The organism is Polynucleobacter sp. 71A-WALBACH (assembly GCF_018882365.1).
Lineage (GTDB): Bacteria > Pseudomonadota > Gammaproteobacteria > Burkholderiales > Burkholderiaceae > Polynucleobacter.
Map to the genome: position 1 here is coordinate 261,865 of NZ_JACVOP010000003.1, position 23,452 is coordinate 285,316.

Below are 23,452 nucleotides of genomic sequence, written 5' to 3' on the forward strand. Positions count from 1 at the left end.
TCAGGGCACAATATCTATCTAGCTAAACCTAACACCCAGAGAAACTCTAATGCCCCAAGCCATTATTTTTGATGTAGAAGCAACCGATAAAAAAGATGCCGTCATCATTGAGGCTGCTTCTTTAGATGTCACATCTATTAATCCGCTTGCTGTTGGTAATCCTTGGGTGCAGCGTTACAACCCAGGCAAACCAATTAGCTTAGGTGCTTTAGCTACTCACCACATCATGGATGAGGAATTGGTTAACTGCCCAGCCAGCACATCATTTAGATTGCCTGCTGGTACCAAGTACATCATTGGTCATAGCGTAGATTTTGACTGGGAAGCGATTGGCAAGCCGGAGGTCAAGCGCATTTGTACATTGGCGCTATCTCGCAGCCTATGGCCTAACTTAGATAGTCATACTCAAAGCGCCCTGCTCTACAACTTTGAACGCGCTACTGCTCGAGAGCAGTTACGTGATGCACATAGTGCCTTAGCGGATGTCTGGATTTGCTCCAAGATTTTGGATCAGATCATTACTCTCTTGCGCCCCGCATCCTTGGATGCTTTATGGGAAATGTCTGAGAAAGCCCGCATTCCAACGATCATGCCTTTTGGTAAACATAAAGGCGAACTCATTAGCATGGTCCCATCAGACTATAAGCATTGGATGCTTCGTCAAGACAATGTCTCTGAATACCTTCGCAAGGCCTTGCAGAGCTAATTTCTTAATGCTGCTTGTGCGCTGAGCTTACGAGCTTTTCTGTATAGGCAATCGCTACGGCTGACAGCACAAAGGTAATGTGAATTAAGGTTTGCCACATCAAGGTCTTTTCATCATAAGAGGCTGCGTTGATGAAGGTCTTAAGCAAATGAATCGATGAGATACCAATGATGGCTGTTGCGAGCTTCACCTTCAACACGCCCGCATTGACGTGTGACAACCACTCTGGCTGATCTGGGTGATTCTCAAGCTCTAGCCTGGAAACAAAGGTCTCCCATCCGCCTACGATGACCATTACTAACAAGTTAGAGATCATCACTACATCAATCAAGCCCAGTACAACCAACATTAAAGCGGTTTCAGTCATGGACTTATCAGCCATCATGCTGATGAGATGAACCAGCTCTATCCAGAACTGCCAAACATAAACACCCTGGGCAACAATCAAGCCAAGATATAAAGGTGCCTGTAACCAGCGGGACATAAATATCCAGCGCGGCAGTGGGCGTAATTTTTTCTCTAGATAGGTTTGATTTTCTTCAGTCATAAATTCATTTTAGCGATATTTATGATGTTTTTATTACTTGCAATCACCTAGTTAATATAGGGGAATTACCCTCTTCTTTTATAGGCTTGCCAGCATACAAAGAGCAATATCAGCGAGGTGATGGTAGCTAGCCACCTTAAGCGCAACATCAATAGAAAAGAGGCAAGGAATCCGTGATTTCCTTGCCCCCTCTTTGCCAAGCTAATTATTACTATTGACTGCTAATTGCCTGCCATTCGCCTCTTACTGGTACTTGCGGCTAAATACTCGTGTATTGCCGCTCTCATTGCGCTTAGTGCTTTTTAGTACTGCGCAGTAAGACAAAACTATGATCACTGCGAGTGAGATGCCGTTAAAGTTATTTAATAGTTCCATTTGATTTCTCCTGGTATTTATCTACGTTTAATTAAGTGTTGTTACTTTTGTTTGTTACTGTCTTTGCTTCTGTTTTGCTTCTATGTATTCAGAATAGGGTCTTACTAGCTCACGAAATGAGCTAGTAAAATTAGCTTCGTTATTTCTTTTTTTTACTCATCTTTTATCGCCACTTCCTTAGCGCGCTACTGGCAATTCATCCCACTGCGTGGTGTAGTTTGGGGATCTATTCCCTGATCTCATTTGCCAGTCTTGTTTAGTTCCGGATGCAGCGGTTTTAATGGCGGCGTTACCAAAGCGGTTATTGATCGAGTCCATAGCCTTCATGAGACCGGCAGATTTGCCTTTTACTTCCATGTCATCAAATAGGGATTGCTGCATAGTGGGTTTGTCAGCCAAGAGATTGAGAATGACTCCTGCTTTTTTATACTTAAAGCCTGTCTTGTAGATTTGCTTCAAACCCTTTAATGCGGCAGTAGTCAGTGTTAAGGTGTTATCGCTGGGATCACTCAAAACCACGGTGACGCTTTGATGGTGCTGTGGCTCAAATGGTTTATGTGGATTCGTTTGTACAAAGATGGTAAGCGCACCCGTAACTGACTTTTGGCTCCTAAGTTTCTCGGCACCTCTTGCGGCATGCGTAGCAACAGACTCAGCCAACTCTTCCATTAAAGTCACTGGCTTACCAAAACTTCTTGAAGAAATGATTTGTTGTTTGGCTGGCGCCACTTCTTCAAGCTGCAGGCAAGATACGCCACGTAGCTCATAGCAAATTCGCTCCATCACAACGCCAAATTGTTGGCGCATCGCCTGTGGTGAAATTTGTACCAGATCAAATACGCTATAGATCTTGAGTTCTTTGAGTTTCTTGGCAGTCTTGCCACCAATACCCCATACCTCGCCTACCGCTGTCTCTGCCATCCATTGATAGAGGGCTTCTTTTGACATCGAACTGATGTCACACACGCCAGCGAACTGGGGATGTTTTTTAGCTAAGTGATTAGCTAGCTTAGCGAGCGTCTTGCTTGCACCAATACCCACGCAGACGGGCAATCCTGTGGTGTCTTTAACATCTTGCTTGATGATTTGACCTAAGTTAGTAGGATCTGTGTATTGCTTGAGCACTGTCTCTATTTGCAGGAAGCTCTCATCAATACTGTAGACCTCTAAATTGGGTGTGAACTTTCTTAAGACTTCTACTACCCTGCCACTCATGTCGCCATACAAGGTGTAGTTTGAAGAATAGGCCTGGATACCATGTTGCTTAGCTAGGTCTTTCATCTGAAACCATGGCGTACCCATCTTCACGCCTAGCGCCTTGACTTCAGCACTACGCGCTACAGCACAGCCATCGTTATTAGATAGAACCACCATCGGCACATCTTCTAGCTTAGGCGCAAATACGCGCTCACAAGATACATAGAAGTTGTTCACATCAACGAGTGCGAAGAGTTGATTGGTTTGACCAGCTTGATTCATGAGGACCTCCCGTTTCGGCTACTAGCGTGGCTGTACTTGCGTACTACCCCAACGACTACACCCCAGATTTGGAGTTCGCTGTTCTCATTAAAGGTAATAGGCTCATAATTCGGGTTCTCTGGTTGGAGTTCAGTTTTGCCGCGCAATTGATAGAGGCGCTTGATGGTGTATTCATCGTCAACTACGGCAACCACGATGTCTTTATGTTTTGGCTTGAGGGCTTTATCGACCACTACCTTGTCGCCATCACAAATGCCGGCGCCCATCATCGAATCGCCCTTTACGGTGAACATGAAGGTGGCTGGCTTGTTTTGGACTAAATAGCTATTGAGATCGAGGCCTTCCTCAGCATAATCAGCCGCTGGACTCGGAAATCCCGCTGAAATGCGGTGACTCAGAAGCTTGAACTCATAGGCACCATTTGCCGCCAAGGCTTGTGGGGCCTGGGTCAGAGTGCTTTCTGAGGAGCTTTGTGGAAGTGCGATAAGTGCCATGGGTTCTAATATACTGTATATCTATACAGTATTTCAATACCCAGGCCTTATTTTTTCAAAAATGGTGCTAAAAGAAGACGCACCGCCTACCTACCCCTTCATTTGGATCTATTTTTTTGACTGCTCTCCAATATGTCGGTCACCTCTTTGGCAACGCCCAATAACTGAAGTACGGTTTCTTTTGTAAACGCCTCAATGTTTTCGTCAACGCCACTAATAGCGACAAGCCATTGGCCATTTTCAAGACGCTGAGCCTTGCCCCTCTCTTGCAGACCTAAAAGCTTTCTTCGGACCGTCTCTCTAGCAAACCCCGATACCTGAGAAAGCGTAGCTAAAGAAACGGGGTTGATACCTTTTAAAGGAGCTCCAGACTCATCAAGCAGCGCGGTAATTTTGGTCTCAGGATGAAGGGAGCCCATGACATTTAAGTGGGCCAAAATCCCCCATAAATAGGCGCTTTCTAAATCCATATCTAGTTGCGTGACTACGCGACGCATATGATTGATGAGATGACGATTAACAATTAATGAAACGAGTGAGAAGTTGGCATCAAATGCCTCATCAAAGTTTTTCATGGCTTCATCACAATCGGCGCTGGAATATAGATACCAGAGGTAACCTCCTTACCTCCTAGATAAACCCTTAAGGCCAAAATGAATTCCCCGCTAGCATCACTAGGCAACCAATTAGGTAATAGGGCCTTATCAGCAGGGGCTGTTGGCTGAACATACAGAGTGAGCGAACCATCCGCGTTATAAATCAAATTATCAGCAGAGCGAATGCTGTATTTATTAGCAGAGTTCTCAATTAAACGCGCATTTATGCGATCGTAGATTGTCAAAGACCAAAATCCAAAGCATGACTTATCAACTGGTGGGATCGCATTCTTGGTAAAAGTAATTGCATAAGATTTGGCACCGCTCAATGGCTTGAGAGCGGCATCGGTATAAGCGTTGTAATACACCGCTTCTTTTGAGCTATTAATTCCAATAGATCGCACTTGAATCATGGCTTGCATTGCTACACCACCAGGGCCACCATGCTCACCTACATTCGGTGGAGGAATTTGCCAGCCATTTTTTACTGGAAAGCCCGTCAAGGCAATGGCGGACATTGCATGATCAGCCTGCTCGGCCCCTTTGCCAATATTCTCCAATACACTTTTTGAGCTATGCAAACTTAATCCGGGACCAATTCCTAAAGGCGCAAAATATTCAGTAAATGTAAGGTCACTTTTAGGCGGAGGATTTTCGCCCATATAGGTATTGGCAATTTGCAAAACTGTCCAAGGATCCTTGGCGGCCAAAGGATCAAGCTTCATATAGCTTTCAGGCTTGGGCAAGGAAGCAGTGGCGGCTGGATTTAGAAACTTCTCAAGGGGGAGCAGCTGAATAGCATCTTGAATCTGATTGACGGCCGCAATATCACCAGCATTTTTAAAATAGATTCTTTGGTAGATATTGATGGAGTTGGTGGGCGCTCGAACTATCTTATCGACCCCCTTAGGTTTTTCCCCTTGCCAATTGGGGCCAACGATTAAAAACTTGCCACCCTGCTGCCCGGTAGTTCTGGAGCCAATGTAATCAAAGTTATAAAAATAAGCATCCACTAAGGCAAATGAATAATAGCGATCTGGAATTGATGGCACCACCAACACCATAGGAGTACTTGAAAGCTCTAAAAAAGTTGCGCCATACAAGGTATCCACATTCGCCATTGGATCTTGAGTTTGATATGTGGCTGGCTGTCTTAACAAAAGAAATTGGCCGAATGGATTTCCTTTATCACCCATATACAGCTGAAAGTTACGCAAGAACTCATAACGCTGGCGGTAATGGAGAAACGGTGGGACTGAATATAAATATCCAGCAGTTGCCATATTGACTTCGTATTCCTGCTTATATAAATCGATCTCTTTTTCAGAGTTAGGCTTATGTAAATAAAAGGGATTCCAACGTCCTTCTGCCGCGATATTTTGCTTTGGAGTGGATGTACCAGCACTTTGTGCGCCTATAGACGACCAATAACAGGATAGGCATAGCCCAAAGATAGTTAGCCAAAGTTTTTCGGAAGTCTTCATTCATATCCCATCAACAGATTGCTTGTTTTAAGCAGATTTAGGCAATATTCGCCTAAATTGGGCAATAACTAAATAGGGAGATGCCCAAAATGGGCAATCAACCCTATTCAAATAGCCTCTATAAATCCAAAATGAAGCTTCTTTATAGAGTTGCTCAAGTTCATGACCATTTATACACACGGCACGCTATGCCATGTCCAGCGCAAGACTGTGATCGGCGCATTATTTGCCCTAGTCTTCATAGCGAGCAACTCCCAGGCAGAAGAGATTCAGTCTAAAGGCGTTAATCCCGCTGATATTGATACTCGAGTCGACATCATTAATGACAACGTACGTTTAAAAGGTGGCGGTCAAACCAATACCACCACCTTTAAGTTCGACAAGAAATTAGACGACCAGTCAGGCTTTAATATTGAAATGCCATTTTTAATTAATATCAATTCACCTAACTACTCAACGCAGGGCAACGGTGATCTCTTTACACGCTATCGCTATATGATTCCCGTTAATGGCTGGACGCTTGGACTATCTGGCGAGGCGGTACTCCCTATCGCCACAGAACCAGCCTTAGGAAAAAATAAATACCTTATTGGAGTTGGGGGTCTAGCCGTAAAGCCTTGGTCACGAGACTTTATTACGGCATTTGTTGTAAAGCAGACTCAGTCACTAGTTGGTTACAACCAATCCCTTAACCCATCAGCCAATATTTCAAGCGCTGCCAATGGCCAAACCAACTACACCTCTAGCGAGATTCGCTTTATGCCAATTTTTGTTCTCAAGGATGGCTGGGCAATAGTGGCCGATGCTCGTCAATATTGGGGCCAGATACCAAATTCTGTCAAGTGGACCCTGGTAAAGGTAGACTTGAACAAGCAAATTACTCAAAACTGGGCAACTACGATTGGGCTAAGTAAAACTTTCGACGCCCTCGCAGATAAAGGGGCTTTAAGTGCATCAGTTAAGTATTTCTTCTAAGGACTAGAGGGCATTCATGAAATTAACTCGACTTCTTGCCTGTTTAATCGCCGCCCTCTTGACCAATACCTATGCACATGCACTAAGCACCTCAGAAGTTACGGCGATCGCTAAAAAGGCATTTATTTGGGGCTATCCAATAGTGGATAACTATTCCGTTTTATACGAACAGGCATTGGACCCAAACTCTCCAGCCTATCGCGCGCCACTCAATCAAATCAGCCATGCAAACAACACCGCAACACCTCAGGATAAAAGTATTGTTGCCCCCAATGTTGACACTCCTTACTCTTATGCATGGCTAGATCTAAAAAATGAACCGGTCATACTAACCATTCCAAGGGTTGAAAAAGGTCGATATGTCGCCATTCAATTAATTGATGCTTATACCTACATCATCGATTACATCAAGCCCAACCCCAATAATAAAGCAAGCTATCTCATCGCCGGCCCCAATTGGACGGGAAAAATACCCCGGGGAATTAGGAAAGTAATTAGGGCTGACTCCAACATCGTACTAGCCCTATATCGCACAGAACTCTTTTATTCAAAAGATATTGATACAGTGCGCGAACTACAAAAACAATACTTAGTGCAAACACTTGCTTCATATCAATCCCAGCCAGCGCTTGCCAAGCCTATTTTGCCGCCTTTAGTAAGGCCGGTAGATATTCGTAAAGACCCAACTAATCTAGAATTTTTTACTGCGCTCAATTGGATGCTGAGTAGCATGCCCGTTCTTCCCCAAGAAAGAAATCTTCGGAATGAATTCGCGCAAATAGGAATTAAACCAGGGGCCGTATTTAATCCAAAATCCCAGGAAGAAAAGGCTGCCATCACTGCAGGCATGCAAGCTGGTCTGCAAGAGATGGTGGCTAGATCGAGCAAAGTTAAATCATCAGTTGAGCTGTTTGGTAGCCGCGCCTTTCTGGGAAACGATTATTTAACACGCGCAGTTGCTGCGATGATTGGAATATACGGTAATGCCGCGCAAGAATTCATGGGGGTGGGATATCCGTCCGACAGTAATGGCCAGCCATTTAATGGCCAAAACAATTATCAGATTCACATTAAAAAAGGGCAACTCCCACCAGTAGATGGCTTTTGGTCTATCACCGCATATGGATCTGATAGATTTTTATATGAAAACCAGTTAGATCGATATAAATTAAGCTCGCATATGCTCCCTCAATTTATTCGGAACTCAGATGGCAGTATTACTTTCTATATTCAGCATGCTTCACCTGGTAAGGAAAATGAAGCAAATTGGCTACCCATTCCCGATGGACCATTTCTTTTAACCTTTAGAACCTATCTCCCCAAAGAGCCTATTCGCAATGGTCAATGGAGGGCGCCTCCTGTAATCTTAAACAATTCACAAAATTAAAAGCCATGACTTATCTACTCAATAACCCCTTCCATCTTTTTCTATTTTCATTTATATCTCTTTGGCTATGCATTTGGATTGGCGGCTATGGACTAAGCTGGAAGCACAAAAGCCAAGAAAGGACGATGCAGGATTTTCAAAGCATACAAACTGCCACCCTCACCCTGCTTAGCCTCATCATTGGATTTACTTTTTCCATGTCAATTGCTCGCTATGACCTCAGAAAAGGCCTGGAGGAAGCCGAAGCTAATGCTTTGGGCACTCTGTATATGCGAGCAGAAATATTGCCCGAAAAAAATAAGGATAGCATTCAAAAGAACTTGCGACTATATGCGCAAGAACGTGTTAACTACTATTCCACACCAGATTCATCAAGTCTTCAAAAGATAAATGCAGTCATCGGAAAAGCTCAAAATGACCTTTGGTCTGAAATTCTTCCGTTTGTTAAAAATCGGGCTACGCCAACAAATGCTCTTTTAATGTCTGGCATGAATGAGGTAGAGAACTCTCTTGGAGACACTACGGCTGCCTGGAAAAATAGAATTCCTACGGTTGCTTGGATGCTTCTTGGAATCATCGCTATCTGCTCCAACCTACTGATTGGGTTTAATTCAAAGAACTTTAAGAATGATCGAATCTTCTTTCTCTTCTTCCCATTTGTAGTTGCAACCTCGTTTTACTTAATCGCTGAAATCGATTCACCGCGTGGCGGAATCATTACAGTCGAGCCAGAAAACTTGCAAAGATTAATAAGCTCTTGGAGCAATTAAGACGACTGCTTATGGCTCAGCATCGCGCCAACCGCCCCACCTAGAAGCGCTACCAAGCCCAAGCACATCAGCCGATGTCCGCGCATACCGCATTTAGATGGGCACACCGCTCTTTCATCGCATGCACCGCACGATGGGGTATTGCTTTGCATCAGATTTTTTACATCAGCGACTAAACGCTCCATATCCTGTTTTACCTTTGATAATTCTTCTTGATTCATGTTGCCTCCATATGGATGAACTATTGACCTGTTAAACACATAGTCAATGAGTGAAATATCAGAAGGAGGCGAGTGAAAGGAATCGAACCTTTGTAGCGACCTATCAATAGGCCACCGTTCTACCATTGAACTACTCTCGCCTCTGGAGAAGTGAAACTAGATGCATCTATTCTTCTGAATAAATAGTCTTTGATTTACATTCCCCTCGCAAACCAAATTACACATCACATCCCACGTCTCATTTATAGAAGCTATGACTTTTTAATTATTGAGAAATGTCAAAAATATTTAGAAAAAATTGCTCAGTATGTAAGCTCATATATACATACATGGACGCACTCATTAATGAGGTCACATAAGGAAAGAATCACCCATTATCCAAATAAGAAAATATTTGGAGACCGCAATCACAAAACAGCAGCCGATGACATTCTCAATACTGAAAAAATTGACCTCCTAGGTAACCAGCACTTTATTAATCGCCTTCACCGTGCTATTGATGAAGGAAATATGGAGGTCATCTGCGACCATATTGACTGGGTCAGAGGAAAAATGGGGCTTGCTAGCCTGAGTGATTCTGAGCGCGTGGAAGTGGAAATCTTTTATAAGCAGTATCTACGCCAACATCCGCCAGATGGACTTTTAAGAATGGCGCAATTTGTCAATGCTGCCTTAGGGCATTTTTCTTAAAACTGTTTTGGGTCTTTAGGGGCAAAAAAAAGTGCCCCACTACTGCTGATGAGAGCTTGCTTTCCTGATGGGCCTGCTGGGACATGAGTCTATAACTAAAAAAATATATGTATTCAAATCTCTGCCAAAAAATTGACATAAAGCATTGTTAAGTAAACGCAAAGAGAATATGGTTCAAAATCCTATATGCTTCTACCCTGATAAATGAATAGCATTAATAAATACCTTAATTACCTAATTATTTTAGAAAAAAGTAATAGTCAACTAGATTTAGATGCTACTGATATATTGCTTTTGAATACTGTCGCCAAAGCCAATAATGCGGGACGCATTCTCAATGTAAAGGATTTACTGTCATTAAAGGAGATAGCGTCACAAGCAACGATACACGGAAGACTAAAACATTTAGTCGACTCCAAACTCATCACACTCAATTCAAATAAAGATGATGGAAGACTTAAAGAGGTGGCGCTAACTAAGCTTGCCCACAAACGCTATGAAATCCTCAGTAAGGCTATTGGGGGCTAGGGTGAGGCTACTCAAATAAGCCCACAATGTTTTCATGCGCCCAATCCATTAAATCAGAGTTTTCATCTTTACTCAACTCAGCCATCAAGCCATCACTTAGAACAACGCCACCATCGCTCTTAACTAAAAAGGGAAGATTTTCGTAGGGATATTGCTTGTCATTGCCATATAAGTCATGAACTATATCTAGCAATCTTATAGCGTTTTCTGCGTGCTCTTCAGTCATAAGCTGTTTCTAAGTTATCTTATAAAAACTATAAAGTGAAATCAGTATATTTGAAGCTAGAAAGGTTTGCTGGAGGGGGCAAATTAATATCAATAAGAAGCTATTAGCTTATATAAAATATCTTAGGCAGGAAGAGGCTATAAATGCGTTTTACGGCTTAGACAGCACTCAAATTAAAGTTTTGAATGCCGTGGCCCTTCTTTGGAGCGATAAAAAAGATAGCAAGGTGGGTGATTTACTGGGGCTTGATAGTATTGCCTCCCCTGCCACCATTCATGCGGCACTTAAAAAATTAACTAGAAAAAATCTGATTCAATTTAGGCAAGCTACTGACAGTAGAGCTAGATATGTAGAACTTAGGGAATTGGGCTTAAAACGCTTTAACGATTTAGCCAAAGCAAAATAACTCCTAAAGCAGCTCTCCGATGCCGAGCATCATGCTCTTTCGCATCTTCAGATCCTTTTACTATCTGAAGTGCTTTAATTCACCCATCCACTCAACCGACGGCTAATATCCTTCAGCGGGGATATACCGGAAACGAGGCATAGAATCGTTTCCCCGTGGGATCTAAATACGCGTTGATAGTAAATCCGGTAGCGTTGTTGATGACCGCAGCTCCCTGTAGTATTCCTATGGGCTGACCCTGACTATTCTTAGCTACAGGACCGTCAATCTCGATGTAGGCTACATACGCACCATTTTGGATATTGTTCGTAATGGCAACAGTTTGATCAGAACTAGCAACTGTAAATGGCCCGACTGGATTATTCGTGGGATCGTTTCCCGGACCGCCAGGGTTATAGACTGGGGAATAGATACCAGAAGACGGCATGCGAATCGATACCAATCTAGCAATAGCAGCGCTATCACCTGACAGAATGACATCGTACTGGTTGTCATGGTCTTCAACGTACGCCAAGTTGTAAGTCGACTGCGATGGGCCCGTATCTGCGATTCCTAGAACTTTCACATTACCGTAGCCCGGAATGTTATAGGTAACACCCGACTGAGTAATCAGCACGGAATTACCATTAGCGTCCGTGGCATTAAGAATAAAGAACTTACCAAAATCCGTTGGCAGAATACTGCTAATCCCATCAGGTGAAAAACCTGCGCTGGTATAAATACGTAAGCGATACTGTGCCGACGCACCAAATAAATCAGCTCCACTATTAGCATACGATGCTGTCAGCCATTGAGGGTTACTCTCACCAAGATCAGAAAATACATTGAGCTTGGCTGCAAGAATCCTTGGTCCATTTCCAGCGACATAGGGATTTTTACTCTCTACGCTCAGCCCGATGGCTGATACCAAGCCTCTTGGCGTTACAAATTTGAGCTCGGTCGGAGAGCTGACAATGCTTACAGATACCGGATACTCGGCACCTGGGTTGCCTGGCAGAATTCGATTCCCCCAGTAACCGGAAAGCACCACCGTTTGCCGCTCGTTATATTCCGTATTAGGTAAAAAGCTTGCTGTTAGCGGTGTAACTACAGCGCCAGTATTCATGGTTACCGAAAACGCAGCTGGTGATACTGAAGGTGGCCAAATCGGATGGCTAAATACCACGGGGATGGTATCGGCTGAGTTCGCTACCGCCTCGTAGGTATAGGTAAATCCCAGATCTCCTACAGCGGAATAGTAAGCACGTGAGGCAGCTTGTAGTGAAGGGTCTATCACTTCATACGCTACATTATTAGCATAAGCAGCCGCCTGCGCTGATGCACCAGTACCGTTTAGCCCGCGAATACCCATGTAGCCCTCAAAACCATAATTGGCCGTAAGAATGGCCGGCGTTTCCGCGAAAAAGTCCGCACCATAAATAATGCTGGTATTGAGTGAACTGGATTTAGTTGTATTTACTGCCTTGTCTACTGCGATGTAATCGAGCAAAGGTGTGGCCAGCGCAGTGTAGGTGTTACTCGTATCCGGTGCTGTACTCGAAATCGAGGAATTGCTACCATTGCCACAGGCAACAAGAATAAATAATGACGCGGTCCACACGAAAACCAAACACCAATTAAAACCACAGTATTTACGCAACATTATTCCCGTCTTGACTGAGCTGAACTATCAATTAAATTTCTATTAATTATATGGCTTGGGGGTGGCAATTGAGTCTATTTTTGGCCGAAGGCAGACGATTGCCTCACCCGCTTTTCGACAAATCGATCTAACGATCATCAGGATCTAGTTAAGACTCAATAGGCAACTCCTTACTTGCAAAATTGCAAAAGCTTACTCAAAAACATCTTTAAATTAGTAGAGGGTCTTATGAGAAATAGCCTTATTTTTCATAAGGAATCCTTCCTACCTATGGCAGTCGTTAGCAACATCAATCTCTATTGTGTAAACCCTGTAGTGAAGTGGTTAAAACTTTATTTTCATGCCCCAGCGCATTGGCATCACCGATTTAAAACATCATCGCTTTATAGAACTCTCGCAAGCCTTTACAGGCAAACAACCCTTCTTTTGTCGTTGGATTATCGGTGCTGGAATAAGAGTATTTATTGATATTAATTATGATTTTTATACTAAAAAGTATTTTTTATTGATAAATATCAATATATTAGGCAAGCGCTTTTGTAATCTGACCCTCCCCGCCTTAATTGAAATGCGACTTTTCACAAAGGCAACTATAAGAAGGTTTTAGATGCAAACACATCAAATTGGTAGTTCAGCACATACATCCTCTTTTAGGCATAGGCAAATAAGTCCTTGTGTTGACTGTGTCTCTAGATCAACTTGCCTACATAAAAACCTCGATCTCATGCAGTTAGAGAACTTGACGGGGCAATATGTAAAAAAAATAAAGATTAAATCGGGTGATCCTATTTTCCATAACGGTGACCCCATCCATGCGTTATATAACGTGAGGGTGGGCTTTCTAAAGGTGGAATACAGTCTTCCCAATGGACATCATCAAGTCAATCATTTTGCCACTCAAGGCACCCTTGTTGGCACGGATGGAATCGCCGATGGAAAACATCGCTTGGACGCTATAGCAATTACTGATGGAGAGCTATGTAGTATTGACTTTGTTCGCATCCAGTCTTTAATGAAAGCCGAGGCCGCTCTCCAAGAGGCGATCGGGCACTCTATGAGTAAAGAAATCAATCGCACCCAAGAGCATTTATTTTCCCTTGGGTCTCATTCTACAGAGCAAAAAATAGCTCACTTTCTCATTGACCTACATGACAAACTGGGTGAAACCTATTCAAGACTTGATTCCCTTCGGCTACCTATGAAGCGGGAGGACTTGAAAAGTTACCTAGGAATGACTAGCGAATCACTTAGCCGTGGACTTACCTCCCTCGAAAAAAATCATTATTTTCAAATAAGAAACCGTGAAATTAGCGCAATTGATTATGGAAAACTTCAACAACTACTAGAGTCCCCTAACTAGGGCATTTAATCCAACCATCAACTAAGGATAGACATGATTAATTTTTATTGTCCGATAGCTGACATTGCCTTACTTACCTCCCTCTCCTTAACCTTGCCCAAGGATCACTGGGGGCTTATTCTGGTGCAACATCTAGGCTAGCCCCAGAGGCTCGAGTGAAACGAAAGAATGGTTGCTAGCTCCCAATCAGCCACAGTCTATTTATTCATATGATCCAGTTATACGATCTACATCAAGATTATTTCGTAGTTTGAGGGATATGCTCACGCATGAACATCAGCGCCTATACCCAATTCATTGCAAAAAATGAAAAAATTTGGATTGGGATACCATTTCGACATCGGCAGATTCTGCAAATGATTTATAAACAGGATTCTGAGGCTAAGTTACAGGTTAAAGATCTGCTGGCACTGAAAGAAATTGGTTCACAAGCTACGATACATTCAGTTATCTCCAAACTGGTCACAGATAAATACCTCAAATTAACTCCTTCAAAAACAGATGCCCGAGTTAAGTTTGTTACTTTTGCACCTAAAGGCACTGCCATATTTTCAAAATTGGAAAAGCTTGCCAAAGAAAGCGCCTAAACCATTAGAAGTAAAGAGTTGGGGTACTAATGGAGATCCTTATGAGGAATAGCCTTGATTTACTGAAGATCTCTTAGGGAGCCAAGGCAGCCCTTCAAGCAATTGAAAAACCGCCCGAAGGCGGCTTGATTGGCATTAAAGTGAGAAAAGAAATTATCACGCAATGCGGATCTTGAGTTAACGCTCACCTGACCAAACATCAACTCATTCGGTAGAGATTTGAGCTTGTGTTGCAATTTTCTGCAATTGTCCCGACTCTCTAAACACTCTAGCTCGATATTGCGTGGGCGTTCCATACTCAGGATCAAAGCCACTCGCTATTAATGCATCTTTAGTCTCCTTTTGAGACATTACTTTTGCAATTGCAGTCTCAAGCTTACGCTGAACTTGATCTGAAAGCCCTTGTGGACCCACTATCGCAAACCAAGTGCTCATATGAATGGATGGATAGCCACTTTCAATTGCGGTAGGAGTCGACTGCATTAATGGCGCCCGCTTCTCACTGGTAACGACAATTGCTTTAATTCTGCCACTCTTCAACTGGGGAACGGCAGCTACTACGGTATCGATCGATAACGGAATTTGCCCCCCAATTAAGTCACTCATTTCTGGCGCGCTACCCTTATAAGGGATATGTGTTAACTTGAGGCCTGTGGCGGCGTTAATCATCTCCCCAGCAAAGTGTGAGGTCGTCGCCGCACCAAAGGAGCCGTATGCTGAGATCTTCGGATTTGTTTTTGCTTCCGCAATCAGATCCTTTAAATTATTCGCCTTGACAGTTGTACTGTTAGCCAGCAAAACTAAACCCGTTGATCCCACAATCCCGAGTGGATCAAAGCTTGTCTGAGGGTTATAGGGCAACTTCTTCATGACCACCGCATTTACAACATAAGTAGTTCCGGAAGACAGCAGCAATGTATATCCATCTGGCGAAGCCTTTGCGACAATCTCTGCTCCCAGCACGGTACCAGCACCAGGCTTATTATCAATAATGATTGCGGTCTTTAGCTCTTCACCAAGGGGCTTTGCCAAAATTCTAGCGATGACATCTGTGGATCCGCCTGGTGTAAATGGAATTACCAACTTAATCGGTCGATCCGGATAAGACTGAGCTATTGCACTTGCTGATATCAAGGCCAGCACTGCAAATACTGATTTATTAAACAAACCCATGGTGATCCCCTTCTTTTTTATCTATAGCGCCGGTCTAATTAAACCGACGGGATTAGCCGCTTCAAACTGCTTTGCAAATTCTAATAATTTTCTTTCCTGGCGATATGGGCCGACTATTTGAATGCCGACTGGCAAACCATCATCACTAAAACCACATGGAATTGAAATCGCCGGATGTCCTGTGATCGTAATACGACATACTGATCGCATCCACTCAATATATGTACTCATCGCAGTACCATCAATTTCCATTGGATATTCCATATGAATATCAAAAGGGAGAACCTGCGTAGTTGGGCAGATTAGAAAATCATATTTCTTTAAAAATAGCTCCATCTTTAAAAACATAGCTGATCGAATTCGCTCGGCCCTAGCAATCTCCTCACCGCGAAGATTTAGACCAACATCAATATTCCATACCACCGTATTTTTTAATAAATCACCTTTGCCCGCCCTCAAGGGGCCAAAGCTAGTCGCGAAGGCAACACCTCGCAAGACTTCAAAAGCGAAATCGGCATCCGTAAATTCAGGCTCCGCCTCTTCCACATAACAGCCAAGCGACTCAAAAATAGGCAAACTCCCTTGAATCACTTTTGATACCTGTGACTCAAAAGGCAAGCCACCAATATCAGCACTAAATGCCAGCTTGATGCCCTTGGTTTCGATGTTATTTAATAAAGGCTCTACTTGAGAATCCGATGCCACGGAAAAGGGATCGCGTGAATCAGGCCCAGAGATGACCGACAAGTACAGCGCCACATCATCCACGGTTCTAGCCATAGGACCCGCTACACCTAAGGTGCCAAATGAAAAACTAGATGGCACGACAGGCACTCGCCCTAAGGAGGGGCGCAACCCGACTACATTACAAAAACTTGCAGGATTTCGTAAAGAGCCTCCCATGTCCGATCCGTCGGCGAGGGGTACGAAACCCGCGGCCAAAGCAGCGGCAGCCCCACCACTACTGCCCCCTGCCGAAACCTCAAAGCGATATGGATTTTTTGTGGAACAAAAAATTTCATTAAAAGTATGCGATCCAGCACCAAATTCAGGCATATTCGTTTTGCCTAAGGTAATGGCACCAGCATCACGCTGCCTTGTAACAATCAAGCTATCTTGAGTGGGGATGTTATTTTGGAAAGCCAGCGATCCATAAGTAGTGCGCATACCCTTGGTAGACACATTATCTTTATGCACTACAGGCAATCCAAATAAGGGTCCCACGGGGGCACCAGAAGCTAATGTCACATCCGCATCTTTAGCGGACTGTCGCGCAGCCTCTAAATCCATCGTCACAATCGCATTAATCGCGTGATTGTATTTATCAATTCGATCAATATGCGCATCCATCACCTCTAGCACGCTGAGTTTTTTAGTTTTAATGGCTTGCGCTAAGCTCGTTGCGCTTTGAAAAAAGATTTCACTCATATAAATAGTTAACCAATAGAAGCACGTTGGAGAAAGGAGTTAAATTCTGACTCTGGTACTAGAGAGCCACCAGTTGTCCATACTATGTGATTGGCGCCAGGAATGCACAAAGGGCCACCTTTCAGCCAAAGCGGTCCAGCAAAGCCTGCCGCAGCCGATGGCTCAATATCCAAGCCCTCAGAACGATGCAATCTCGCCAAATCATCAAACATGGTCTGGTCGTCTACCGTATAAACGCCAGCCACAATGTTACGCATTGCTTGGGCAGCCAAAAGCGATGCTCTGGGTACAGCCAATCCATCGGCTTCAGTGCGATTATGCAATCCAAAATCATAAACAGAGGGGTGCTCTCCATCGCCCGCTAACATTTGCACCAAAAAACAAGGGGATTGTGTGGGTTCAGCAAAGTAGCAGTACACATTCCTACCAAAGATTTGATTCAATCCCCAAGCTATTCCACTAGGCGCGCCGCCCACCCCGCAAGGAATGTAAACGATTAATGGGTGCTCGGCATCCACTACAAGCCCATACTCACGCAACTGCTCTTTAAAGTGAATGGCTGAAGCGGCGTACCCTAAAAATAAAGACAGAGATCTCTCGTCATCAACAAAATAGGCATTTGGATTTTGTGCAGCCATCGCACGACCAGCGCTAACCGCCTTTTCATAATCGCCGACATGTTCAATAACTTGAACCCCCCGCTTACGTAAGCGCTCCTTCTTCCACTCTTTGGCATCGGCAGACATATGCACCACCGCCTTAAATCCCAGTGCCGCAGCCATCACCCCAATACTTAATCCTAAGTTACCAGTAGAGCCTACTGCCACCTCATAGTTGGAGAATAGATTACGCACTTCAGGGCTATTCAATGCACGATAGTCCTCGGACGCCTGAATCAAACCACTCTTCATGGCAAGATTTTCAGCAAACTCAAGCACCTCATGAAAACCTCCCCTAGCCTTAATGGACCCCGCTACTGGAAGTGTATGGTCTGCCTTAATCCAGAGACGCCCACATTCAACTGGAAAATCGATAGCAGCTTGCATATGAGGAGCAGGCAATAGATCGGACTCAATTTGACCAGCCGTACTAACTAACTCTGGAAATAAATTGGCAAGCAAGGGGGCGAATCGCAAAAATCGATCTTGGGCAGAATGCATATCAGCCAAGCCAAGCGATAAACCAGATGCAATCTCATGATTAGAAAGACGCTGAGCATTCTCCCAGAGTACTGGTTGGGCGTTTCCTATCAAGGAATGAAGAGAGTCCATTGGGTAATTTTAGCAACTTAATATAACCATTCTTATGAACTCGCAATCATCTCCACGATGATTGCAGAAGTTAATAGGAAATTGAGCACGGTCGCAATCACTAAGATTTTTCGGGACCTTGTAAAAAAAGCAGTCATAGCCAGAATGATTAATATCATTGATGCAGGGTTGGAAGAGGGAGGTAGTTCTGCCAAGTACCAATTAAATGGGTAAGCTAAAAAGGCGTAAAGAGCTAAAAATGGTAATGCCCAACGACCATCATTTCGAAACCAGCTACTTAAATCCCCGCCAGCCTGAGACTCAGAAATTGGCAAAATTAAGGCTGCTGCAAAAAATAGGGTTATGACAAAACCCAGTAGCAATAAAAAAATACCGAAATTCCACTTAACAACAATAGCTTCCAATTCAACAAAATTCCAAGAAAATTGAAGTAATAAAAAGAAAATATTGAAAGCCCACACAAAAGGAATCCAATCGAGTCGGACCTGTCTGCGTGAGACGCATGCCTGAACAACCGACATGATGATCCTTGTCATCCCTAACGCAACAATAATTCCTAGTGCACTCTGTGTCCACTGAAATGAATGCATGTTTGCCGCCTTAAAGAAGTTGATTATTCATCCACTTAGTTTAATCATATTCCAACTGATTTAAATATTTATCAGGAAATAGCTGTAGCACATGCACATTAGCATGATATTTTTTTAATTCATATTTAAATACTAAGAAGACACCAGATTAGCGCAGCGAATTCAATCTATCAGTGGTCACTCGTGCAATATCTTTAACCCAAGGCTGCGCCTTCCAGTGTTGCTGAGAAAACGCATTGATCTGAGATTGATATTTCAAGGTAAGACCAATAACATCCAGGCCTTCAAGGAACATACGGTGATGCCTTGCTGACATGGTGAATTTAAATTCATGCTTTTGGGTGTGGACCGTTAAATTCTTAATGTCGATGTCGATGCTGATCGGTGCACTATTGTCGTCCGCCTCTTTCATCAAGGCCTGCACTTCGTCTTCAGGCAAAACCACCAACAATAAGCCATTACCCATTGCATTGGAATAAAAAATCTCTGCAAAGCTAGAAGCAATTACCGCCTTAAAGCCAAACTGCTGCATTCCCCAAACAGCATGTTCACGACTAGAACCGCAGCCATAGTTGGGCCCTGCAATCAATACATCAGTTGACGCATATGCCGCTTGATTCAAAAAGAAGTCAGGCTTCGCTTTACCATTCTCATCAAAACGCAGGTCATAAAACAAACCTTCGGTTAAGCCAGACTTATCAATTCCGCGCAAGAACTGCTTTGGCATCACTTGATCAGTGTCAAAGTTAGCAATGCGCAATGGAGCAGCATGTCCGCTAATGTTGGATTGCTTATGCATTTACAGCTCCTTGCAATTTACGTACATCAGTAATCGTACCTGTGACCGCAGCGGCAGCAGCCATAGCGGGACTCATTAAATGGGTGATGGCACCCCTGCCCTGACGACCCTCAAAATTACGATTGGTTGTCGAGGCACAGCGTGTGCCAGAAGTGAGAACGTCATCATTCATGGCAAGACACATAGAGCAACCAGGTTTGCGCCACTCAAAACCGGCGGCAATTAACTTATCAGCAATACCCTCTTTCTCGGCCTGCGCCTTCACTGCGCCCGATCCAGGAACAACCATGGCTCGAACACCAGCGGCTACCTTGCGATCTCCAATTGTGGCAAGCACATTGCGCAAGTCTTCAATACGGCCATTAGTACAAGAGCCGATAAAGACGTGATTAATCAGAGTACCTTCTAATGTTTGACCATCAGACAGTTTGGTGTATTTCAATGCCTGCTCAAGACTGAGCCTGTCAACCGGATCTTGAATTGAGTCTTTAGTTGGAATGGTGGCATTAATAGCAATAGCTTGATCTGGACTTGTGCCCCAAGTTACAAACGGCGCCATATCTCCAGCATCAAACTCATATTCTTTTTCAAACTTAGCGTCCTTATCTGAATACAGGGTTGCCCAATGCGCTAGCGCACGGTCTTTAATATCACCCTTAATATCGGGACATCTTGCCAACACATAATCAATTGCCGTTTTATCTGGTGCAATCAAGGCCCCGCGAGCACCCGCCTCCACCGCCATGTTGCATAAAGTAAATCGTGCCTCAGTGCTTAAATCTACTAGCGCGGATCCGGTGAACTCCACGACAAAGCCAATAGCGCCTTTAGCTCCAATTTGACTGATGATGTTAAGGATCATGTCTTTAGAGGTCGTGCCAACGGGCAACTTACCATTGATCTTAATGCGCATGTTTTTGGCTAAGCGGTACACCAAGGTTTGCGTTGCTAGAACATGCTCAACCTCTGAGGTGCCAATACCAAAACCCAAGGCGCCCAAAGCGCCATAGGTGGTTGTATGACTATCCCCACAAATGATCACCATACCCGGGCGTACCATGCCGTGCTCAGGAGAGACTACATGCTCAATGCCTTGTAATGCGTCATTGGTATCAAACAAGGGGATATTGTGCTTTACGCAGTTCTTCTTCAGATTAAATGCCTGCAATGAAGAAGCTGGATCCGCAATCATCCTTGGCATTTCATTGTGGGTGGGGATGATGTGACTCACAACAGCAACGTTCTGCCCGGGAATGGGTACACCGCGACCTTTTTCATCCAAACCTGCAAAGGCTTGCGGACTGGTGTATTCGTTCATCAGATGCAAATCACAGAATAGCAATACATTCTCGGCATCTAGCGTTGCTACCGTGTGGGAATCAACTAGTTTTTGATATAGCGTTTTAGTCATTTCAGACTTTCAGTGACAATGTATAAGATCAATTTAGTCAGATGTAATGCCGCGTTCTTTAATCAGCCTTGCCCACAAAGGAATTTCTTTTTCTAAACGCTGACGAGCCTGAGCAGGTGTAGACGGAATAGGATCAAAACCCTCTTTGGTCATACGCGCCTTGAGAGTTGCATTGCCCAATGCGGCATTCAAGGTTCCATTGAGCTTGTCAATGACAGATGGTGGTGTGCCAGTGGGCGCAAAGACAATAAACCATGTCTCAAAGCTGTAAGCAGGTAAACCAGCCTCAGCCAGAGTGGGAATATTAGGCATCAATGGCGAACGCTTTGTTCCCGTAACGCCAATACCTCTCAACATGCCACTTTGAACAAATTGCGCTGCAGCTGAAGCTACTGGAAAACTCATATCCACTTGACCACCGGCAGTATCGCTAAGAGCTGGGCCACCGCCTCGATAAGGAATATGGGTAATAAAGGTATTTGAAGTCGCTTTAAATAGCTCGGGCGCAATATGCATGGTGCTGCCATTACCAGCAGATGCATAAGTCATCTTGCCTGGATTCTTCTTAAGTAAGGCTAGCAACTCTTTCAAATCTTTTGCAGGAACCTTTGGATTTACCACGAGCACATGCTGTGAACTTGCAACCATTCCGATTGGAGCTAAATCTTTGAGCGTATCAAAAGGCATCTTGGGATATAAAGCTGGGTTTACCGCCAACGACAGTGTATGAATGCCAATCGTATAGCCATCGGGTTTTGATTTTGCTACAGCATCAACCCCAGCATTACCCCCAGCCCCCGCTCTATTCTCAACAATCATGGATTGGCCAAGAGCCTTGCCCCAGTCCTCAGAAATCATACGGGCAGTAATATCCGCACTACCACCAGGTGCGTAAGGAACGATGAGCTTCACTGGGCGCTCTGGATATGTTTGCCCCATCACCGCAGTGGTAAAGCCAAAAGCACCCAATAGAACTATTAAAGCGACCTTGCATTTCATGGATGTTTCCTCCAATTTTTTATCTGTACCGTTATCGTACCCGTAAATTAAACAATCTTAATATCGTTTAAATTACATCTTTCGGTCTTTTTAGTTAATAATTACCTGATGAATAGTTTTTCTGATATCGGCTTCTTTGCCCTACTCATAAAGCAAGGGAGCATGGCTGCAACGGCACAGGAGTTGGGACTAACACCCCCTGCCGTAAGTAAACGACTTGCCTTAATTGAAAAGCGGCTTGGCGTGAAGCTACTTCAGCGCACTACCCGTCAAATTAGCCTAACACCCGAAGGTGAAACCTACCTTACTGAAGGCGCACGTGTTCTTACCAATCTTGAGGAGCTTGAGCGGTTGGTATCGGGTAGTCGCAGTACCCCCAAAGGCATCATCAAAATTGGCGCTACATTAGGTTTTGGTAGACGCTATATTGCTCCAGCGATTGCTAAATTTTCAGACCTCTATCCTGAAGTTGAAGTTCAGCTCACGCTGAACGATCGACCCATTAATCTGGTTGAAAAAGGTCTCGATGTAGTAATCCGCTTTGGCGAGCTGCCAGATGTACGACTAACAGCAAGACTATTGGCAAATAATCATCGAGTACTCTGCGCCGCCCCAAGCTATCTCAAGCGAATGGGTGAGCCCGGGCAACCTAAAGACTTAAGCAAACATCAATGTCTTTTTATTCGCGAAGCAGATGAATCTTATGGGACCTGGCATTTTCATCAGGGACTCAAAACTGAATCCGTCAAGGTTCAAGGACCATTAACCAGTAACGATGGTGAATCAGTTATCAAATGGGCCATAGAAGGCAGGGGCATCATGGTTCGTTCAATATGGGATGCTGAGCAATACATTAAAAATCGACAACTTAAAATTATTCTCTCTGACTGGGAGCTCCCCAGCGCCGACATCTATACGGTATTCCCAACCCGAAATAATCTGTCTGCGAAAACAAGGGTATTCGTTGATTTCTTGTTGGATGAATTCACAAAATACAGAAGTAATACCGAAACATCTTGGTAGCACCCCAATAGGCTTAGTCTAACTTCGTATATTGGCTTAAACCTGTCATATAAAAGCAATGGATAACAAAATCGTTGCCCTAGGAAGTGTCGGGTCTATATGCAGGTGAGCGCAAGACCAACGAACTAACGATCCATTGGAATTTGAGTGACTGCTCACGACCTTGATTTCAACCCGTCGATGCAACAGATTGGGCAAAACGTTCTGCCGGTGTTTGATAGTTTAGTGTTTTTCTAGGTCGTTCATTGAGTTGTCTTGCCACTGCATTGAGCTTGGCTTGAGAGT

27 protein-coding genes, 1 tRNA gene and 1 pseudogene are annotated in these 23,452 nt (G+C 44.0%); 11 read left to right on the forward strand and 18 right to left on the reverse strand.

Translation table 11 applies throughout. The features are described from left to right. The first annotated feature begins 49 nt into the window (after positions 1-49). Positions 50-706, forward strand: coding sequence for a putative quorum-sensing-regulated virulence factor (locus ICN42_RS10570; protein ID WP_216254436.1), 657 nt, complete (start codon positions 50-52; stop codon positions 704-706). A gap of 4 nt (positions 707-710) precedes the next feature. Here ICN42_RS10570 and ICN42_RS10575 read toward each other — a convergent pair whose 3' ends face one another. The 6 genes from ICN42_RS10575 to ICN42_RS10595 form a co-directional block, all read right to left on the reverse strand. Beyond that, complete coding sequence (locus ICN42_RS10575; RefSeq protein ID WP_216254439.1) at positions 711-1,253, reverse strand: TIGR00645 family protein; 543 nt, start codon at positions 1,251-1,253, stop codon at positions 711-713. A 243-nt stretch (positions 1,254-1,496) separates the two neighbouring features. Next, the gene (locus ICN42_RS11975; RefSeq protein ID WP_255539360.1) at positions 1,497-1,628 is read right to left on the reverse strand and encodes a hypothetical protein; all 132 of its coding nucleotides are present in this window, start codon (positions 1,626-1,628) and stop codon (positions 1,497-1,499) included. A gap of 177 nt (positions 1,629-1,805) precedes the next feature. Further along, positions 1,806-3,107, reverse strand: a complete 1,302-nt coding sequence (locus ICN42_RS10580; protein WP_216254444.1) for a Y-family DNA polymerase — start codon at positions 3,105-3,107, stop codon at positions 1,806-1,808. Then, the gene (locus tag ICN42_RS10585) at positions 3,104-3,601 is read right to left on the reverse strand and encodes a LexA family transcriptional regulator (RefSeq protein ID WP_216254447.1); all 498 of its coding nucleotides are present in this window, start codon (positions 3,599-3,601) and stop codon (positions 3,104-3,106) included. Before ICN42_RS10585 ends, ICN42_RS10580 begins: the two co-directional genes overlap by 4 nt. Positions 3,602-3,699: 98 nt before the next feature. Then, positions 3,700-4,176, reverse strand: coding sequence for a hypothetical protein (locus ICN42_RS10590; RefSeq protein WP_216254449.1), 477 nt, complete (start codon positions 4,174-4,176; stop codon positions 3,700-3,702). After that, positions 4,173-5,681: a DUF1254 domain-containing protein gene (locus tag ICN42_RS10595; protein WP_216254451.1), complete on the reverse strand. Its 1,509-nt coding sequence runs from the start codon at positions 5,679-5,681 to the stop codon at positions 4,173-4,175. The genes ICN42_RS10590 and ICN42_RS10595 overlap by 4 nt, the downstream gene beginning before the upstream one ends. Positions 5,682-5,843: 162 nt before the next feature. On the opposite strand from ICN42_RS10595, the gene ICN42_RS10600 reads away from it, so the two are divergent. The 3 genes from ICN42_RS10600 to ICN42_RS10610 all read left to right on the forward strand — a co-directional run bounded on the left by ICN42_RS10600 (position 5,844) and on the right by ICN42_RS10610 (position 8,813). Then, positions 5,844-6,656, forward strand: a complete 813-nt coding sequence (locus tag ICN42_RS10600; protein ID WP_216254453.1) for a hypothetical protein — start codon at positions 5,844-5,846, stop codon at positions 6,654-6,656. 16 nt (positions 6,657-6,672) lie between these two features. After that, positions 6,673-8,043 carry a DUF1254 domain-containing protein gene (locus tag ICN42_RS10605; protein WP_216254455.1) on the forward strand — a complete coding sequence of 457 codons (1,371 nt, stop codon included), beginning with the start codon at positions 6,673-6,675 and terminating at the stop codon, positions 8,041-8,043. A gap of 125 nt (positions 8,044-8,168) precedes the next feature. Then, on the forward strand, positions 8,169-8,813 hold the full coding sequence (locus ICN42_RS10610; protein ID WP_216254458.1) for a hypothetical protein: 645 nt from the start codon (positions 8,169-8,171) through the stop codon (positions 8,811-8,813). Here the strand turns inward: ICN42_RS10610 and ICN42_RS10615 are convergent. Then, positions 8,810-9,034 (reverse strand): hypothetical protein, encoded by a 225-nt coding sequence (locus ICN42_RS10615; protein WP_216254460.1) that lies wholly within the window; start codon positions 9,032-9,034, stop codon positions 8,810-8,812. The two genes, ICN42_RS10610 and ICN42_RS10615, sit on opposite strands and share 4 nt — an antisense overlap. 66 nt (positions 9,035-9,100) lie before the next feature. Beyond that, positions 9,101-9,175: transfer RNA gene (locus tag ICN42_RS10620), tRNA-Asn, on the reverse strand. Between the two features lie 204 nt (positions 9,176-9,379). On the opposite strand from ICN42_RS10620, the gene ICN42_RS10625 reads away from it, so the two are divergent. Further along, positions 9,380-9,724 carry a hypothetical protein gene (locus ICN42_RS10625; protein ID WP_216254462.1) on the forward strand — a complete coding sequence of 115 codons (345 nt, stop codon included), beginning with the start codon at positions 9,380-9,382 and terminating at the stop codon, positions 9,722-9,724. Between the two features lie 204 nt (positions 9,725-9,928). Further along, positions 9,929-10,252, forward strand: a complete 324-nt coding sequence (locus tag ICN42_RS10630) for a hypothetical protein (RefSeq protein WP_216254464.1) — start codon at positions 9,929-9,931, stop codon at positions 10,250-10,252. 7 nt (positions 10,253-10,259) lie between these two features. Here the strand turns inward: ICN42_RS10630 and ICN42_RS10635 are convergent, their stop codons facing one another. Beyond that, positions 10,260-10,478, reverse strand: coding sequence for a hypothetical protein (locus ICN42_RS10635; protein WP_216254467.1), 219 nt, complete (start codon positions 10,476-10,478; stop codon positions 10,260-10,262). Between the two features lie 226 nt (positions 10,479-10,704). On the opposite strand from ICN42_RS10635, the gene ICN42_RS10640 reads away from it, so the two are divergent. Further along, positions 10,705-10,884, forward strand: coding sequence for a hypothetical protein (locus ICN42_RS10640; RefSeq protein WP_216254470.1), 180 nt, complete (start codon positions 10,705-10,707; stop codon positions 10,882-10,884). A gap of 112 nt (positions 10,885-10,996) precedes the next feature. Here ICN42_RS10640 and ICN42_RS10645 read toward each other — a convergent pair whose 3' ends face one another. After that, the gene (locus ICN42_RS10645) at positions 10,997-12,526 is read right to left on the reverse strand and encodes a hypothetical protein (protein WP_216254474.1); all 1,530 of its coding nucleotides are present in this window, start codon (positions 12,524-12,526) and stop codon (positions 10,997-10,999) included. Positions 12,527-12,866: 340 nt separating this feature from the next. Between ICN42_RS10645 and ICN42_RS10650 the strand changes: the two genes are divergently transcribed. The 3 genes from ICN42_RS10650 to ICN42_RS10660 all read left to right on the forward strand — a co-directional run bounded on the left by ICN42_RS10650 (position 12,867) and on the right by ICN42_RS10660 (position 14,473). After that, the gene (locus ICN42_RS10650; RefSeq protein ID WP_216254475.1) at positions 12,867-13,133 is read left to right on the forward strand and encodes a hypothetical protein; all 267 of its coding nucleotides are present in this window, start codon (positions 12,867-12,869) and stop codon (positions 13,131-13,133) included. Beyond that, entirely contained in the window at positions 13,134-13,886 is a 753-nt protein-coding gene (locus ICN42_RS10655) for a Crp/Fnr family transcriptional regulator (RefSeq protein ID WP_216254478.1), read from the forward strand. It abuts the gene before it with no gap. Positions 13,887-14,155: 269 nt separating this feature from the next. Beyond that, a complete protein-coding gene (locus tag ICN42_RS10660) occupies positions 14,156-14,473 on the forward strand; it encodes a helix-turn-helix domain-containing protein (protein ID WP_216254481.1) in 318 nt (105 codons plus the stop codon). Between the two features lie 204 nt (positions 14,474-14,677). On the opposite strand, the gene ICN42_RS10665 is transcribed toward ICN42_RS10660, so the two are convergent. The 7 genes from ICN42_RS10665 to ICN42_RS10695 all read right to left on the reverse strand — a co-directional run bounded on the left by ICN42_RS10665 (position 14,678) and on the right by ICN42_RS10695 (position 22,144). Then, positions 14,678-15,646, reverse strand: a complete 969-nt coding sequence (locus ICN42_RS10665; RefSeq protein ID WP_216254484.1) for a tripartite tricarboxylate transporter substrate binding protein — start codon at positions 15,644-15,646, stop codon at positions 14,678-14,680. Between the two features lie 21 nt (positions 15,647-15,667). Further along, positions 15,668-17,080: an amidase gene (locus ICN42_RS10670; RefSeq protein WP_370626034.1), complete on the reverse strand. Its 1,413-nt coding sequence runs from the start codon at positions 17,078-17,080 to the stop codon at positions 15,668-15,670. A 2-nt stretch (positions 17,081-17,082) separates the two neighbouring features. Beyond that, entirely contained in the window at positions 17,083-18,345 is a 1,263-nt protein-coding gene (locus ICN42_RS10675; RefSeq protein ID WP_216254490.1) for a D-serine ammonia-lyase, read from the reverse strand. 32 nt (positions 18,346-18,377) lie between these two features. Next, complete coding sequence (locus tag ICN42_RS10680) at positions 18,378-18,935, reverse strand: hypothetical protein (protein WP_216254493.1); 558 nt, start codon at positions 18,933-18,935, stop codon at positions 18,378-18,380. Between the two features lie 148 nt (positions 18,936-19,083). Next, positions 19,084-19,734, reverse strand: coding sequence for a 3-isopropylmalate dehydratase small subunit (gene leuD, locus ICN42_RS10685; RefSeq protein ID WP_216254496.1), 651 nt, complete (start codon positions 19,732-19,734; stop codon positions 19,084-19,086). Then, positions 19,727-21,145 (reverse strand): 3-isopropylmalate dehydratase large subunit, encoded by a 1,419-nt coding sequence (gene leuC / locus ICN42_RS10690; RefSeq protein WP_216254499.1) that lies wholly within the window; start codon positions 21,143-21,145, stop codon positions 19,727-19,729. The genes leuD and leuC overlap by 8 nt, the downstream gene beginning before the upstream one ends. 33 nt (positions 21,146-21,178) lie before the next feature. Beyond that, on the reverse strand, positions 21,179-22,144 hold the full coding sequence (locus ICN42_RS10695) for a tripartite tricarboxylate transporter substrate binding protein (RefSeq protein ID WP_216254502.1): 966 nt from the start codon (positions 22,142-22,144) through the stop codon (positions 21,179-21,181). Between the two features lie 108 nt (positions 22,145-22,252). On the opposite strand from ICN42_RS10695, the gene ICN42_RS10700 reads away from it, so the two are divergent. Then, entirely contained in the window at positions 22,253-23,167 is a 915-nt protein-coding gene (locus ICN42_RS10700) for a LysR family transcriptional regulator (protein ID WP_216254505.1), read from the forward strand. 169 nt (positions 23,168-23,336) lie between these two features. On the opposite strand, the pseudogene ICN42_RS10705 reads toward ICN42_RS10700, so the two are convergent. Continuing rightward, positions 23,337-23,452, reverse strand: a pseudogene (locus tag ICN42_RS10705) (IS30 family transposase); the annotation flags it as partial.

Excerpts from the sequence above, each read along its gene's own strand:
- ICN42_RS10570 (WP_216254436.1), top strand. The coding sequence starts at position 50 with ATGCCCCAAGCCATTATTTTTGATGTAGAAGCAACCGATAAAAAAGAT.
- leuD (WP_216254496.1), bottom strand. The coding sequence starts at position 19,734 with ATGCATAAGCAATCCAACATTAGCGGACATGCTGCTCCATTGCGCATT.
- ICN42_RS10610 (WP_216254458.1), top strand. The coding sequence starts at position 8,169 with ATGCAGGATTTTCAAAGCATACAAACTGCCACCCTCACCCTGCTTAGC.
- ICN42_RS10630 (WP_216254464.1), top strand. The coding sequence starts at position 9,929 with ATGAATAGCATTAATAAATACCTTAATTACCTAATTATTTTAGAAAAA.
- ICN42_RS10680 (WP_216254493.1), bottom strand. The coding sequence starts at position 18,935 with ATGCATTCATTTCAGTGGACACAGAGTGCACTAGGAATTATTGTTGCG.
- ICN42_RS10650 (WP_216254475.1), top strand. The coding sequence starts at position 12,867 with ATGCCCCAGCGCATTGGCATCACCGATTTAAAACATCATCGCTTTATA.
- ICN42_RS10575 (WP_216254439.1), bottom strand. The coding sequence starts at position 1,253 with ATGACTGAAGAAAATCAAACCTATCTAGAGAAAAAATTACGCCCACTG.
- leuC (WP_216254499.1), bottom strand. The coding sequence starts at position 21,145 with ATGACTAAAACGCTATATCAAAAACTAGTTGATTCCCACACGGTAGCA.
- ICN42_RS10590 (WP_216254449.1), bottom strand. The coding sequence starts at position 4,176 with ATGAAAAACTTTGATGAGGCATTTGATGCCAACTTCTCACTCGTTTCA.
- ICN42_RS10665 (WP_216254484.1), bottom strand. The coding sequence starts at position 15,646 with ATGGGTTTGTTTAATAAATCAGTATTTGCAGTGCTGGCCTTGATATCA.
- ICN42_RS10635 (WP_216254467.1), bottom strand. The coding sequence starts at position 10,478 with ATGACTGAAGAGCACGCAGAAAACGCTATAAGATTGCTAGATATAGTT.
- ICN42_RS10615 (WP_216254460.1), bottom strand. The coding sequence starts at position 9,034 with ATGAATCAAGAAGAATTATCAAAGGTAAAACAGGATATGGAGCGTTTA.
- ICN42_RS10585 (WP_216254447.1), bottom strand. The coding sequence starts at position 3,601 with ATGGCACTTATCGCACTTCCACAAAGCTCCTCAGAAAGCACTCTGACC.
- ICN42_RS10600 (WP_216254453.1), top strand. The coding sequence starts at position 5,844 with ATGACCATTTATACACACGGCACGCTATGCCATGTCCAGCGCAAGACT.
- ICN42_RS10595 (WP_216254451.1), bottom strand. The coding sequence starts at position 5,681 with ATGAAGACTTCCGAAAAACTTTGGCTAACTATCTTTGGGCTATGCCTA.
- ICN42_RS10645 (WP_216254474.1), bottom strand. The coding sequence starts at position 12,526 with ATGTTGCGTAAATACTGTGGTTTTAATTGGTGTTTGGTTTTCGTGTGG.
- ICN42_RS10655 (WP_216254478.1), top strand. The coding sequence starts at position 13,134 with ATGCAAACACATCAAATTGGTAGTTCAGCACATACATCCTCTTTTAGG.
- ICN42_RS10605 (WP_216254455.1), top strand. The coding sequence starts at position 6,673 with ATGAAATTAACTCGACTTCTTGCCTGTTTAATCGCCGCCCTCTTGACC.
- ICN42_RS10700 (WP_216254505.1), top strand. The coding sequence starts at position 22,253 with ATGAATAGTTTTTCTGATATCGGCTTCTTTGCCCTACTCATAAAGCAA.
- ICN42_RS10660 (WP_216254481.1), top strand. The coding sequence starts at position 14,156 with ATGAACATCAGCGCCTATACCCAATTCATTGCAAAAAATGAAAAAATT.
- ICN42_RS10580 (WP_216254444.1), bottom strand. The coding sequence starts at position 3,107 with ATGAATCAAGCTGGTCAAACCAATCAACTCTTCGCACTCGTTGATGTG.
- ICN42_RS11975 (WP_255539360.1), bottom strand. The coding sequence starts at position 1,628 with ATGGAACTATTAAATAACTTTAACGGCATCTCACTCGCAGTGATCATA.
- ICN42_RS10695 (WP_216254502.1), bottom strand. The coding sequence starts at position 22,144 with ATGAAATGCAAGGTCGCTTTAATAGTTCTATTGGGTGCTTTTGGCTTT.
- ICN42_RS10675 (WP_216254490.1), bottom strand. The coding sequence starts at position 18,345 with ATGGACTCTCTTCATTCCTTGATAGGAAACGCCCAACCAGTACTCTGG.
- ICN42_RS10625 (WP_216254462.1), top strand. The coding sequence starts at position 9,380 with ATGAGGTCACATAAGGAAAGAATCACCCATTATCCAAATAAGAAAATA.